Raw genomic sequence first — 12767 nt, forward strand, 5'->3', positions numbered from 1 at the left:
GGGTCAGGCGACGCGGCGCATCCAGCCGTAGGTGTCCTCGTCGCGGCCGTACTGGATGTCGGTGAGGCGCTGACGGATGCCCATCGTGACGCTGCCGGCCTCGCCGCCGTTCACGGTGACGTCGAAGGTGGGAGACGCGAGGCGGCCCACGGGGGTGACGACGGCAGCGGTGCCGCACGCGAAGAGCTCGGCGATGTCGCCGCTCTCGACACCCTCGCGCACCTCGTCCAGCGTGATGTCCTTCTCGATGACCTTGCGGCCGTCATCCTCGAGCTGGCGGATCACGCTCGAACGCGTGATTCCCTCGAGGATGGTGCCGGTCAGGCGCGGGGTCTCGATGGTGCCGTCGCGGCGCACCACGAACACGTTCATGCCGCCCAGCTCCTCGAGGTACCGGTCCTCCTTGGCGTCGAGGAACAGCACCTGCTGGCAGCCGTGCTTCGCCGCCTGCTGCTGTGGCAGCAGCGACGCGGCGTAGTTGCCGCCGCACTTCGCATCGCCCGTGCCGCCGGGGCCGGCGCGGTGGAAGCCCTGCGCGACCCAGATCGACACCGGCTTCACCCCGCCCGGGAAGTACGGCCCCACGGGAGAGGCGATGAGCAGGTAGTCGATGATGTGCGCGGGCCGCACGCCCAGGAACGCCTCGGAGGCGAACATGTAGGGCCGTAGGTAGAGGCTGGACTCCTCGACGCCGGGCACCCAGGCCTCGTCGATGTCGACCAGCGCCTCGATGGACCCGATGAAGTCCTCGACCGGCAGTTCAGGCAGCGCGAGGCGGTGGGCGGACCGGTTGAAGCGCTGCGCGTTGGCCTCGGGGCGGAACAGGTGGACGCTGCCGTCGGCCCACTTGTACGCCTTGAGACCCTCGAAGATCTCCTGCGCGTAATGCAGCACCGCTGCAGCCGGGTCGAGTTGGAGCGGGCCGTAGGCCTCGACGCGGCGGTCTCCCCAGCCCTCGTCGACGCGCCACTGCATGCGCACCATGTGATCGGTGAACTGAGTGCCGAACTTGAGGTCCGCGAGCGCGGCCTCGCGTTCGGCGGCAGGCAGCGGGTTCGCGCTCGGGCGCACGTCGAAGGCGGCTGCGTTCGACACCGCGGCACTGGAATGCGCGGCCGATGCGGTGGTGTCAGTCATCTCGGTTCCCCTTCGTGGTGCGTGGATGGCGCCCCGGAAGGTGCTGAGTGCTCAGAATTGGCAAATTCGGGCACTCAGCACCTTCCAGGACGCGCCGCATGGCTAACTACCCGCGGATCCGCGCGGCGAGCGCGTCGCCGACCTGCACCGTGGTGCGAGACGAGCCATCCTTGGCTGCCGCATCGGCCGCCACCGCGCTCTCCACGCGCTCAGCGAGCTCCGGGTAGCCGAGGAAGTCGAGCATGAGCGCGACCGAGAGCACGGTCGCGGACGGGTCCGCGATCCCCTGCCCCGCGATGTCGGGAGCGGAGCCGTGCACGGGCTCGAACATCGACGGATAGGTGCGGTCGGGGTTGACGTTCCCCGAGGCCGCCAGGCCGATGCCGCCCGAGATCGCAGCCGCCTGGTCCGTGAGGATGTCGCCGAACAGGTTGTCGGTGACGATCACGTCGAACCGGGCCGGGTCGGTGGTCATCACGATGGTCGCGGCGTCGATGTGCAGGTAGTCCCACGTGACGTCCGGGAACTCCGGCGCGACGGCCTCGACCGTGCGGCGCCACAGGTGACCGGCGTGCACCAGCACGTTGTGCTTGTGCACCAGCGTGAGCTGCTTGCGGTCGCGCTTGGACGCCGTCTCGAACGCGTAGCGGACCACGCGCTCCACGCCGTGGCGGGTGTTCACCGACACCTCGGTCGCGATCTCGTGAGGCGTGTCGACGCGCAGCGCGCCGCCGTTGCCCACGTACGGACCCTCGGTGCCCTCTCGCACCACCACGAAGTCCACGGCGTCGACGTCGCGCAGCGGCGACACCTCCCCGGGGTACAGGCGCGACGGGCGCAGGTTCACGTACTGGTCGAGAGCGAAGCGCAGTGGCAACAGCACTCCACGCTCGAGCACGCCGGAGGGAACCGACGGGTCGCCGATGGCGCCGAGCAAGATCACGTCGTGGCCCTTGATGGCCTCGAGGTCATCCGCCGCCAGGGTGTCCCCGGTGGCGTGCCAGCGCTTGGCGCCCAGGTCGAACTCGGTGGTCTCGAACGAGATGCCGGTCCCCTCGGTCGCCGCGGCGAGGCACTTGAGCCCCTCCGCCACGACCTCCGGGCCGATGCCGTCGCCCGCGACGACCGCGAGGCGGTACGCCTGCGGCTGGATCTGTGCGGTCATCGAGCGGTCTGTCCGTCCACGTAGTCCGAGTCGACGTCGTCCTTCCAGGCGAACAGCTTGCGCAGCTCGCGGCCGGTCTCCTCGATCGGGTGGCCCTCGCCCTTGGCGCGCAGCTCCGAGAACTCCTTGCCGCCGTTGTCCTGGTCGCCGATGAACCGCTCGGCGAACGCGCCGGACTGGATGTCTGCGAGCACGGCCTTCATGTTCTCCTTGACCTCCGGGGTGATCACGCGGGGGCCGGAGACGTAGTCGCCGTACTCGGCGGTGTCGGACACGGACCAGCGCTGCTTGGTGATGCCGCCCTCGTGCATGAGGTCCACGATGAGCTTGAGCTCGTGAAGCACCTCGAAGTAGGCGATCTCGGGCTGGTAGCCGGCCTCGGTCAGCACCTCGAAGCCGTACTGCACCAGCTGGCTCGTGCCGCCGCACAGCACCGACTGCTCGCCGAACAGGTCGGTCTCGGTCTCCTCGGTGAAGGTGGTCTTGATGACGCCGGCGCGCGTGCCGCCGATGGCCTTCGCGTACGACAGGGCGATGTCCCAGGCCTTGCCCGAGGCGTCGGCCTCGACCGCGACGATGTCCGGGATGCCGCGGCCCGCGACGTACTCGCGGCGCACGGTGTGGCCGGGAGCCTTGGGGGCGATCAGCAGCACGTCGATGCCCTCGGGCACGTCGATGTAACCGAACCGGATGTTGAAGCCGTGCGCGAATGCCAGGGCCTTGCCCTCGGTCAGGTGCGGCTTGATCTCGTTGTTGTAGATGTCGCGCTGGTGCTGGTCCGGCGCGAGGATCATGATGAGGTCCGCCCACTGCGCGGCGTCGGCCACGGACAGCACCGTGAAGCCGTCGTTCTCGGCCTTCGGCGTCGAGCGCGAGCCGTCGCGGAGCGCGACGCGCACCTCGACGCCCGAGTCGCGCAGGTTCTGCGAGTGCGCGTGGCCCTGCGAGCCGTAGCCGACGACGGCCACCTTCTTGCCCTGGATGATCGACAGGTCAGCGTCCTGCTCGTAGAACATTTCAGCCATGGTGGGTTCTCTCCTTAGAGTTTCGTGGAATTCCGTGAAAGTGGGTGGTGTGCGGGGAGCGGCCGATGCTCGGGCCGGGTCCCGCCTTCCTGCTCGCTTATGCGCTCACGCGCTCGAAGGCGCGCTCGGTGATGGACTTGTGACCGCGGCCGATCGCGACGGTGCCCGACTGGACGATCTCCCGGATGTCGTGCGGCTGGAGGGCTGCGAGCAGCGCCTCGAGCTTGTCGGGCGAGCCGACCGCCTCGATGACGAGGGAGTCCGGGGACACGTCGACCACGTGGGCACGGAACAGGTCCACGATCTGCAACACGTCCGCCCGTTGGCGGGCGTCCGCGCGCACCTTGATGAGCAGCAGGTCGCGCTGCACCGACTTGTCCCGGTCGAGCTCGACGATCTTGAGCACGTGCACCAGCTTGTTGAGCTGCTTGGTGACCTGTTCGAGCGGGTGCGCGTCCACGTCGACGACGACGGTGATGCGCGAGATGCCCGGGTGCTCGGTCTGGCCCACGGCCAGCGAGTGGATGTTGAAGGCGCGGCGGGAGAACAGCCCGGAGACGCGTGCGAGCACGCCCGGCTTGTTCTCGACGAGCACCGAGAGCGTGTGCTTGGTCATGCTGTCACTCCTCCTCGCCGCGGTCCCACTCGGGGGCGATGCCGCGGGCGTACTGAATCTCGTCGTTGCTCGTGCCGGCCGCCACCATGGGCCACACCATCGCGTCGCGCGACACGGTGAAGTCCACGACCACGGGCTGGTCGTTGATCTCCATGGCGCGCTTGATGGTCGCGTCCACGTCCGCATCGGTCTCGCAGCGCAGTCCCACGCACCCCATGGCCTCCGCCAGCTTGACGAAGTCGGGGATGCGGCGAGTGCCGTGGCCGGTGTGCAGGTCCGTGTTGGAGTAGCGCGAGTCGTAGAACAGCGTCTGCCACTGGCGCACCATGCCCAGCGACGAGTTGTTGATGATCGCGACCTTGATGGGGATGTTGTTGATGGCGCAGGTGACCAGCTCCTGGTTGGTCATCTGGAAGCAGCCGTCGCCGTCGATGGACCACACCGTGCGATCGGGCTCGCCCACCTTGGCGCCCATGGCAGCGGGCACCGAGAAGCCCATGGTGCCCAGGCCGCCGGAGTTGATCCACGTGTTGGGGTGCTCGTACTTGATGAACTGGCTGGCCCACATCTGGTGCTGGCCCACGCCCGCGGTGAAGATGGTGTCCGGCCCCGAGATCTCGCCCAGGCGCTGGATCACGTACTGCGGAGAGCCGTGGCCGTCGTCGGTGGGCGTGTAGCCCAGCGAGTACGTGGTGCGCCAGTCGTCCAGCTGCGCCCACCAGGCCTCGAGGTCGGGCTTGCCGTGGCGCGCGTGCTCGGCCTCGAGCGCGGGCACCAGGGCGGAGAAGACCTCCTTGAGGTCTCCCACGATCGGCACGTCGACCGCGCGGTTCTTGCCGATCTCCGCGGGGTCGATGTCGGCGTGCACGATGGTCGCGTGCGGCGCGAAGCTCTCGAGCTTGCCGGTGACGCGGTCGTCGAAGCGAGCGCCCAGCGCGACCACCAGGTCCGCCTTCTGCAGCGCCGCGACGGCGGCCACGGTGCCGTGCATGCCGGGCATGCCCAGGTTCTGCGGGTGGGAGTCGGGCAGCGCGCCGCGAGCCATCAGCGTGGTCACGGCGGCTGCGCCAGACAGATCGGTGAGGCGGCGCAGGCCGGCCGATGCGCCGGCCCGGATCACTCCGCCACCCACGTACAGCACGGGGCGACGGGCGGTCGCGAGCAGGCGAGCCGCCTCCTGCACCGTCTTGGCGTGCGGGCGCGCGCCGGCGTTGAAGCCGGGCAGCTCGATGCGCTCGGGCCAGTGGAACGTGGTCTGTGACTGCATCGCGGACTTGGCGACGTCCACCAGCACGGGGCCGGGGCGGCCGTGAGTGGCGATGTAGAACGCCTCGGCCACGGCGCGCGGGATGTCGTCGGGGTCCGTCACCAGCACGTTGTGCTTGGTGATGGGCTGCGTGATGCCCACGATGTCCGCCTCTTGGAAGGCGTCCGTGCCGATCGAGCCCGCGGCGACCTGACCGGTGATGGCGACCAGAGGGATCGAGTCCATGTTCGCATCGGCGATGGGCGTGACCAGATTGGTGGCGCCCGGGCCGGAGGTCGCGATGCACACGCCCGGCTTGCCGGTGGCGTGGGCGTAGCCCTGTGCGGCGTGGCCTGCGCCCTGCTCGTGGCGCACCAGGATGTGCCGCAGCTGGGTCGAGTCCATCAGGGGGTCGTACGCGGGCAGGATCGCTCCGCCGGGGAGACCGAAGATGTCGGTGGCTCCCGCGCTCTCGAGCGAGCGGATGAGCGACTGCGCGCCGGACATCCGCTCTCCTTCACTGACGGAGGCCGTCGCCGTGGCGGGCGGCCGGGCGGACCCGGGGGCCGGGCTCGTCAGTGCCGAAGGCTTGGGGGCCTTGACCTGTGCCATCTTCTCTCCCATTGAGTCGAACTGATGAGGCGGCTCTCGCATCCGCCTCGCATGAAAAAACCCCTCAGCCTTGGGCGGCTGTCGGGGGTATGCGCGCGGACGATGCCTGGGCTTGGACTAGAGGTCCGCGCGCCCGGTAACTACGAGAATCGTCTGCATAACTAGAGACTGTACGCCTAGGAGGGGGCCCGTGTCGCCATTTGGGCCAACTATCTCAAATAGTGGTTCACCGTCTCACATCCTAAGACACCCCCACCCTCCCCGCCTTAGCGTCCCAGTGGGCGCTCAGTGTCGGTTCCGGAGGCTCCGCGTCTCGTGGAGGACCCTGAGCGTCGCCTGCCGCGCGCGCTGCACCCCACCCAGCGAGCGCATCGGCCTCGCGTGACCCCCGCATCGGCGGATGCCCCGCCCGCCCGGCGCCGACCCACGATTTGCGCGGCACCCACCCTCGCCGTCTCCGCAAGTGTCGATTTCCGTGCAGATCTGCCGCCCAAAGCGACCAAAAATCGACACTTGCGCGAGGAGCGCGAGCGGGAGGACCGGGTGGAGCCGGGTGCGGGCAGCGGGGAGCCAGGTACGGACGTGGGGTGCGGGGCGCCGAAGGAGCAGGGCGCGAGCGGGTGGAGCCGGGCGCGGGTCGCCGAAGGAGCAGGGCGCGGCGAGCGAAGACCGCGAACGGGACGAGCGCGGAGCTCGAGGAGACTCAGAGCGCACAGGGTTGGCGCGCGCACGGTTGACTCACGCGTGTACCGGGCCAGCGCCGGCGGCTCACTCGAGGACGGCGCCCTTCGACGCGGACTGCACGAGCTTCGCGTACTTGGCCAGCACGCCCTTGGTGTAGACGGGCGGCAGCGGCGCCCAGCCCTCGCGGCGGGCGGCGAGCTCGTCCTCGGGCACATCCAGGTTCAGCAGGCCGTTCTCGACATCCAAGGTGATCTGGTCGCCGTCGCGCACGAAGGCGATCGGGCCGCCGTCGACGGCCTCGGGAGCCATGTGGCCCACGCACAGTCCGGTGGTGCCGCCGGAGAAGCGTCCGTCGGTGACCAGCAGCACATCCTTGCCCAGGCCCGCGCCCTTGATCGCGGCGGTGATGGCCAGCATCTCGCGCATTCCGGGCCCGCCCTTGGGACCCTCGTAGCGGATCACCACGACGTCGCCCGCCGTGATGGTGCCGTCGTTGAGCGCGTCGAGAGCAGCCCTCTCGCGGTCGAACACGCGCGCGGTGCCGGTGAACACCGAGTCGTCGAAGCCCGCGGACTTCACCACGGCGCCCTCAGGCGCGAGCGAGCCCTTGAGGATCGTGATGCCGCCGGTCTTGTGGATCGGGTTGTTCAGCGCCCGCACCACGCGGCCGTCGATCTTCTCCGGCTTCAGCTCCTCCATGTTCTCGGCCAGCGTCTTGCCGGTCACGGTCATGACGTCGCCGTGCATGAGCCCGGCCTGCAGCAGGGTGTTCATCACCGCGGGCACGCCGCCCACGCGGTCCACGTCGTTCATCACGAACTGGCCGAACGGCTTGAGGTCGCCCAGGTGCGGCACCTTGGCGGCCACGCGCGAGAAGTCGTCGAGCGTCAGGTCGACGTCTGCCTCGTGCGCGATCGCGAGCAGGTGGAGCACCGCGTTGGTCGAGCCGCCGAAGGCCATGACCACGGCGATGGCGTTCTCGAACGCCTCCTTGGTCATGATGTCGCGCGCCGTGATCCCCTGGCGCAGCATCTCGACCACGGCCTCGCCCGACTTGCGCGCGTACATGTCGCGGCGGCGGTCGGCGCTGGGCGGCGACGCGGAGCCAGGCACGGACATCCCGAGCGCCTCGCCCACGGACGCCATCGTGTTCGCGGTGAACATCCCACCGCACGCGCCCTCTCCGGGGCAGATCGCCTTCTCGATCGCGAGCCGGTCCTCCTCGGACATCAGCCCGCGAGCGCACGCGCCCACCGCCTCGAACGCGTCGATGACCGTGACGTCCTTCTCCGTGCCGTCGGACAGCTTGACGTGGCCGGGCATGATCGAGCCGGCGTAGAGGAACACTGAGGCGAGGTCGAGCCGCGCGGCCGCCATCAGCATGCCGGGCAGCGACTTGTCGCAGCCGGCCAGCAGGACGGAACCGTCCAGTCGCTCGGCGCTCATCACGACCTCAACGGAGTCGGCGATCACGTCGCGCGACACGAGAGAGAAGTGCATGCCCTCGTGGCCCATCGAGATGCCATCGGAAACGGAGATGGTGCCGAACTCGAGCGGGTACCCGCCGCCGGAGTGGACGCCCTCCTTCGACGCCTGCGCGAGACGCTGCAGGGAAAGGTTGCACGGCGTGATCTCGTTCCACGAGCTCGCGATGCCGATCTGGGGCTTGACCCAGTCGTCGTCGCCCATGCCGACGGCACGAAGCATGCCGCGCGAGGCCGTGGCCTCCAGTCCGTCGGTCACCTGGCGGGAGCGGGGCTTGATATCAGGCGTCTGCGTCATAGACCGGAGTCTAGGACGGCGCCGTGGGGTCGCGCGCAACAGTCGCGAAAACGCGCCTTGACATTGACGCCGCGTCAACTCCTACAGTCGAGACATGACCACCACCGACCGCACCGACGGCACCCTCGACATCGCCCAGCTGGCACGCCTCACCGGGGTGACGAGCCGCACCCTGCGCCACTACGACAGCATCGGCCTGCTGACCCCCGCGTGGACGGGGACGGACGGCCGCCGCCACTACTCCCGTCCGGAGCTGCTCCGGCTCCAGCACATCCTCGTGCTGCGCGAACTGGGCACCGGCCTCGACCGCATCGGCCGCATCGTCGAGGCGGACGATCCGGCGGAGACCGTCGCGCAGCTGCGCGCCCATCTCGCGGGCCTCACCGCCGAGCGCGACCGCTACGCACGCCTCGCGGCCACCGTCGCGCGAACCATCGACTCACTCGAGAAAGGCAAGACCATGACCACCGAACAGCTCTTCGACGGGTTCGACCACACGCAGTACGAGCCCGAGGCCCGCGAGCGCTGGGGCGACGCGACCGTCGACGCCTCGAACGCGCAGTGGGCGAAGCTGGGCGAGGACGGCAAGCGCCGCCACATGCAGACGGACCGCGAGATCGTCGAGGCGCTCGGCGCCGCAGTACGGGTCCACCTGGCCCCCGACAGCCCCGAGGTCCAGGAGGTGATCGCCCGTCACCACGCCTGGGTGAGCGTCATCTGGACGCCCGATGCGGACGCGTACCGCGGACTCACGCAGATGTACGTGGACGACGAGCGGTTCCGCTCGCACTACGACGAGGTCGCCCCGGGGGCGGCGCAGCTGCTCCGCGACGGCGCCGAGGTCTACGCGGACGCGCACCTCTAGCGCCCGCCGGCTCCCTCCGGCCGATGCGGTCGTCGCCTTGCCGACGACCGCATCGGCCGTATGCGTGGCCGGGTCGGTCGAGGAGAAAAGAGCGCCGTACGGGAATAGTTGAAACATCATCTATTGTTGATCAGGTGTCGCCATCGCTGCCGACAGCCATGACCCCCGTACCCAACGACAAGGACTACACCATGACTCGCATCGGCATCATCGTCGGATCCGTCGCAGAAGGATCGATCAACAAGAAGGTCGCGACCGTGCTCCCCACGCTCGCCGACGACCAGAACGTTGAGTTCGTCCACCTGGACCTCACTCAGCTCCCCATCTACAACTACGAGCTCGACGGCAACTGGCCCGACGTCGCCAACGAGTGGAAGCAGTCCATCGAGGACGTCGATGGACTGATCATCGTCACCCCCGAGTACTCGCGCTCGATCCCCGGCGCCCTCAAGAACGCCCTCGACTGGGCCTCGCGTCCCTGGGGCCAGAACTCCTTCACCGGCAAGCCCGTCGCCGTCATGGGGGTCTCGATCGGCGCCACCGGCACCGCGATGGCGCAGCAGCACCTGCGCAACATCCTCGCGCACTTCTCGTCGCCCACGCTGGGCCAGCCCGAGACGTTCTTCCACTTCAACCCGGCCGCATTCGGCCAGGACGGCTCGCTGCAGGACGACGCTCAGGCCGCCGTGCTCGGTGGGTTCGTGAACGCCGCGGTGGACCACGTCGAGTCGCACACGCGCATGAACGCCAACGTCTGATCCCCCACATTGGACCTGCTGGGTATCCAGCACTCACACGGTCTCCCACGTTGGACGTGATGGGTATCGAGTGAGATGAGCAGTACAGAACGGCCGCCGGGATTGCCCGGCGGCCGTTCTGCGTTGTGCCCGGCATGACGCGACTCTGGTGGGCCCGCCGCGACCTGCGCCTCGACGACAACCCCGCGCTGCTCTCGGCGCAGGAGGATGGCCCGGCCGCCGCGATCTTCGCGTGGACGCCGGCGCTGCACTTCTGGTCGGGACGGCGCCGCGCCCACCTCGCGCGGGTGCTGTGGTCGCTGCGCGAGGGCACCGGCGGCGCGCTCGCGGTGCGACGGGCCAGCGCGGCCGATGCTGTGCTCGGCGCCGCTCGGGCGGCCGATGCGTCAGTGGTCTGGGCGGCACAGGAGTACACCCCCTCCGGCGTACGCGAGCAGCACGAGGTCGCCGCGGCGCTCGAGGCCGACGGCCGCGAGCTGCAGATGATCGGGTCGCCGTACGCGGTGGCACCGGGCCGGGTCAGGAAGGGCGACGGCACGCCGTACCGCGTCTTCACTCCCTTTCGCGGCGCGTGGCGCGAGCACGGCTGGCGTTCCCCCGCCGGACCGGCCGACCCTGAATCCTTCGTGCACCTGGACCCCGACCCGTCCGACGTCGACCTCGACCAGATCGCCGCGCACGGCGACGCAGAGGACCCGCTCGAGAGTCCGCACGAGTTTCGCGAAGCCCGCGTGCGCGAGTCGCTCGAGGAGTTCGTCGACGGCGACATCTCCGCGTACGTCGACGAGCGCGACCGCCCCGACCTGGACTCCACCTCTCACCTGTCGAGCGCCCTCGCGTTCGGGCTCGTGCACCCGCGCACCGTGCTGGCGCTCACCGGCGCCGTCGACCACTCAGCCGCCCGCACCTTCGAGTCCGAACTGTCGTGGCGCGAGTTCCACGCCGACACTCTGTGGCACGAGCCGCAGGCGCTGCGCGAGTCGCTCTCCACGGTGGTGCGCGACGAGGACTGGGCGACCGGCCCGGGTGCAGACGCGGCCTTCGTCGCGTGGCGCGAGGGCCGCACCGGCTTCCCGCTCGTGGATGCCGGCATGAGGCAGCTGGCCTCCACCGGATGGATGCACAACCGCGTGCGCATGGTCGTCGCGAGCTTTCTCGTGAAGGACCTGCACCTGCCGTGGCAGCGCGGCGCCGACCACTTCCGGCGCGCGCTCCTGGACTACGACCATTCCCAGAACCAGCTCAACTGGCAGTGGGTCGCCGGCACCGGCCGGGACGCCTCGCCGTACTTCCGGGTCTTCAACCCGGACACCCAGCTGTCCAAGTTCGACCCCCACCGCCGGTACGTCCAGCGGTGGGTCCCCGAGCTCGACACCCCCGAGTACCCGGCCCCCATCGTCGACCACAAGGCCGAGCGCGAGACCGCGCTTGCACTCAACCGACGAGCGAAGGGCCGCGAAGGGCGATAGCGTCGGTGGCATGAGGGGTGACGAGGTGGACCGCTGGATGGGCCACTACGACAATCCGATGAAGGACGTCGTGCAGCGGATCCGGCAGATCATCCTGTCCAGCGACGACCGCGTGGACGAGTGCCTGAAGTGGGCCACCCCCACCTTCACCTACAAGGGCGACATCGCGAGCTTCTTCCCCAAGTCGACCCAGCACGCCACGCTGATGTTCCACAAGGGCGGCCTCATCCCGGGCAAGTTCCCTCACCTGATCGGCCAAGGAACCGAGGCGCGCGCCATGAAGATCGTGTCGATCGCGGAGGCCGAGGAGCGCCGCGACGAGATCAACGCGGTGATCCAGGCGTGGATCGAGTGGAAGGACCTGGACACCGACATCGACACCGGCGCGGCTGGGGCCTGAACGCGCCGAGCGATCAGCGCGCGGTCAGCACGCGATCAGGCCGGGAAGGCCCCCATCGCCACGAAGTTGACCGGATCGTCCCCGTGCCGCACCGCCTCCACCTGCTTGCGCACGAGCGCGGTGTAGCGCTTGTCGGTCAGCAGCGCGAAGCCCGCGACGTGGGGAACCACGATGCACCCTGGCGCCGAGAACAGCGGGTGGCCGTCCGGCAGCGGCTCGGGATCCGTCACGTCCAGCGCGGCGCGCAGCCGTCCGGTCTGGAGCTCGGCGAGCAGCGCGTCCGTGTCCACCACCTTGCCGCGTCCCACGTTGACCACCAGCGCATCGTCCGGCAGCGCGGCAAGGAACTCCGCATCCACCAGGCCCTCCGTCTGCTCGGTCAGCGGGGTGACGAGGAACACCACCTCCGCATCGGGCAACAGGGCGGGGAGGTCCTCGATGGCGCGCACGTCCGTGCCGTCGGGAGCAGTCCGGGCCGTCCGTGCGACGCCAGTGACCCGCGCCTCACACGCACGCAGTCGCTGCCCGAGAGCCGCGCCGATGCTGCCGTAGCCGATCACCAGGCACCGGCGGTCCGCGAGCGATGGGGCGTAGAAGTCCGCCTCCCACGTCTGGCGCGACTGCGCGTCCCAGAACTTCGGGAGCCGCCGCTGGCTGGCGAGCGCAAGGGCGAGCGCCATCTCCGCAGTGCGCGAGTCGTGCACTCCCCTGGCGTTCGCGAGCTTCTTGCCCGCGGGGATGAAGGGCATGGCGTGCTCGTACCCCGCCGACGGGATCTGAATCACGCGCAGGTCGGGACACTCGGCGAGACGGCCGTACACCGTCCTCCCGCCGGTCAGGTGCGGGATGCACGCGATGGTGATGCGCTCGCGCTCGGCGTCGGGAACCGGGTCGGCGCTCGGGTCCCACACGACGACCCGGGCGTCGTCGCCCAGGTCGCCCAACGCGTCAGCGATCTTCTGGTGCGGCACGGAGACGGTGATCATGGGCCCAGTCTTTCACTGCTTG

General features: G+C 69.5%; 11 protein-coding genes. 4 read left to right on the forward strand and 7 right to left on the reverse strand.

Translation table 11 applies throughout. The annotated features are described in order from the left end of the window. Positions 1–3 precede the first annotated feature (3 nt). The 6 genes from ACNI14_RS00475 to ilvD form a co-directional block, all read right to left on the reverse strand. Positions 4–1137: a branched-chain amino acid aminotransferase gene (locus tag ACNI14_RS00475; protein WP_420517961.1), complete on the reverse strand. Its 1134-nt coding sequence runs from the start codon at positions 1135–1137 to the stop codon at positions 4–6. Between the two features lie 106 nt (positions 1138–1243). Beyond that, positions 1244–2302: a 3-isopropylmalate dehydrogenase gene (locus ACNI14_RS00480; protein ID WP_420517962.1), complete on the reverse strand. Its 1059-nt coding sequence runs from the start codon at positions 2300–2302 to the stop codon at positions 1244–1246. Continuing rightward, the gene (ilvC, locus tag ACNI14_RS00485) at positions 2299–3327 is read right to left on the reverse strand and encodes a ketol-acid reductoisomerase (protein WP_420517963.1); all 1029 of its coding nucleotides are present in this window, start codon (positions 3325–3327) and stop codon (positions 2299–2301) included. Before ilvC ends, ACNI14_RS00480 begins: the two co-directional genes overlap by 4 nt. 97 nt (positions 3328–3424) lie before the next feature. Beyond that, on the reverse strand, positions 3425–3943 hold the full coding sequence (gene ilvN / locus ACNI14_RS00490) for an acetolactate synthase small subunit (RefSeq protein ID WP_420517964.1): 519 nt from the start codon (positions 3941–3943) through the stop codon (positions 3425–3427). A 4-nt stretch (positions 3944–3947) separates the two neighbouring features. Further along, entirely contained in the window at positions 3948–5801 is a 1854-nt protein-coding gene (locus ACNI14_RS00495) for an acetolactate synthase large subunit (protein WP_420517965.1), read from the reverse strand. Positions 5802–6569: 768 nt separating this feature from the next. Continuing rightward, entirely contained in the window at positions 6570–8267 is a 1698-nt protein-coding gene (gene ilvD / locus ACNI14_RS00500; RefSeq protein ID WP_420517966.1) for a dihydroxy-acid dehydratase, read from the reverse strand. Between the two features lie 94 nt (positions 8268–8361). Between ilvD and ACNI14_RS00505 the strand changes: the two genes are divergently transcribed. From ACNI14_RS00505 to ACNI14_RS00520, 4 genes are all read left to right on the forward strand, one after another. Next, entirely contained in the window at positions 8362–9132 is a 771-nt protein-coding gene (locus ACNI14_RS00505) for a MerR family transcriptional regulator (RefSeq protein ID WP_420517967.1), read from the forward strand. A gap of 158 nt (positions 9133–9290) precedes the next feature. Continuing rightward, the gene (locus ACNI14_RS00510) at positions 9291–9890 is read left to right on the forward strand and encodes an NADPH-dependent FMN reductase (RefSeq protein ID WP_420517968.1); all 600 of its coding nucleotides are present in this window, start codon (positions 9291–9293) and stop codon (positions 9888–9890) included. 134 nt (positions 9891–10024) lie between these two features. Beyond that, positions 10025–11359, forward strand: a complete 1335-nt coding sequence (locus tag ACNI14_RS00515; RefSeq protein ID WP_420517969.1) for a cryptochrome/photolyase family protein — start codon at positions 10025–10027, stop codon at positions 11357–11359. Between the two features lie 10 nt (positions 11360–11369). Beyond that, complete coding sequence (locus ACNI14_RS00520) at positions 11370–11759, forward strand: DUF1801 domain-containing protein (RefSeq protein WP_420517970.1); 390 nt, start codon at positions 11370–11372, stop codon at positions 11757–11759. Positions 11760–11794: 35 nt separating this feature from the next. Here the strand turns inward: ACNI14_RS00520 and ACNI14_RS00525 are convergent, their stop codons facing one another. Beyond that, positions 11795–12745, reverse strand: a complete 951-nt coding sequence (locus ACNI14_RS00525) for a 2-hydroxyacid dehydrogenase (RefSeq protein ID WP_420517972.1) — start codon at positions 12743–12745, stop codon at positions 11795–11797. Positions 12746–12767: the final 22 nt, after the last annotated feature.

It is taken from the genome of Demequina pilifera (assembly GCF_048814985.1).
GTDB lineage: Bacteria > Actinomycetota > Actinomycetes > Actinomycetales > Demequinaceae > Demequina.

Bases quoted from the DNA above. Each gene is read 5' to 3' on its own strand.
- ilvN (WP_420517964.1), bottom strand. From the start codon at position 3,943: ATGACCAAGCACACGCTCTCGGTGCTCGTCGAGAACAAGCCGGGCGTG.
- ACNI14_RS00510 (WP_420517968.1), top strand. From the start codon at position 9,291: ATGACCCCCGTACCCAACGACAAGGACTACACCATGACTCGCATCGGC.
- ACNI14_RS00480 (WP_420517962.1), bottom strand. From the start codon at position 2,302: ATGACCGCACAGATCCAGCCGCAGGCGTACCGCCTCGCGGTCGTCGCG.
- ACNI14_RS00525 (WP_420517972.1), bottom strand. From the start codon at position 12,745: ATGATCACCGTCTCCGTGCCGCACCAGAAGATCGCTGACGCGTTGGGC.
- ACNI14_RS00520 (WP_420517970.1), top strand. From the start codon at position 11,370: ATGAGGGGTGACGAGGTGGACCGCTGGATGGGCCACTACGACAATCCG.
- ACNI14_RS00495 (WP_420517965.1), bottom strand. From the start codon at position 5,801: ATGGCACAGGTCAAGGCCCCCAAGCCTTCGGCACTGACGAGCCCGGCC.
- ACNI14_RS00475 (WP_420517961.1), bottom strand. From the start codon at position 1,137: ATGACTGACACCACCGCATCGGCCGCGCATTCCAGTGCCGCGGTGTCG.
- ACNI14_RS00505 (WP_420517967.1), top strand. From the start codon at position 8,362: ATGACCACCACCGACCGCACCGACGGCACCCTCGACATCGCCCAGCTG.
- ACNI14_RS00515 (WP_420517969.1), top strand. From the start codon at position 10,025: ATGACGCGACTCTGGTGGGCCCGCCGCGACCTGCGCCTCGACGACAAC.
- ilvD (WP_420517966.1), bottom strand. From the start codon at position 8,267: ATGACGCAGACGCCTGATATCAAGCCCCGCTCCCGCCAGGTGACCGAC.
- ilvC (WP_420517963.1), bottom strand. From the start codon at position 3,327: ATGGCTGAAATGTTCTACGAGCAGGACGCTGACCTGTCGATCATCCAG.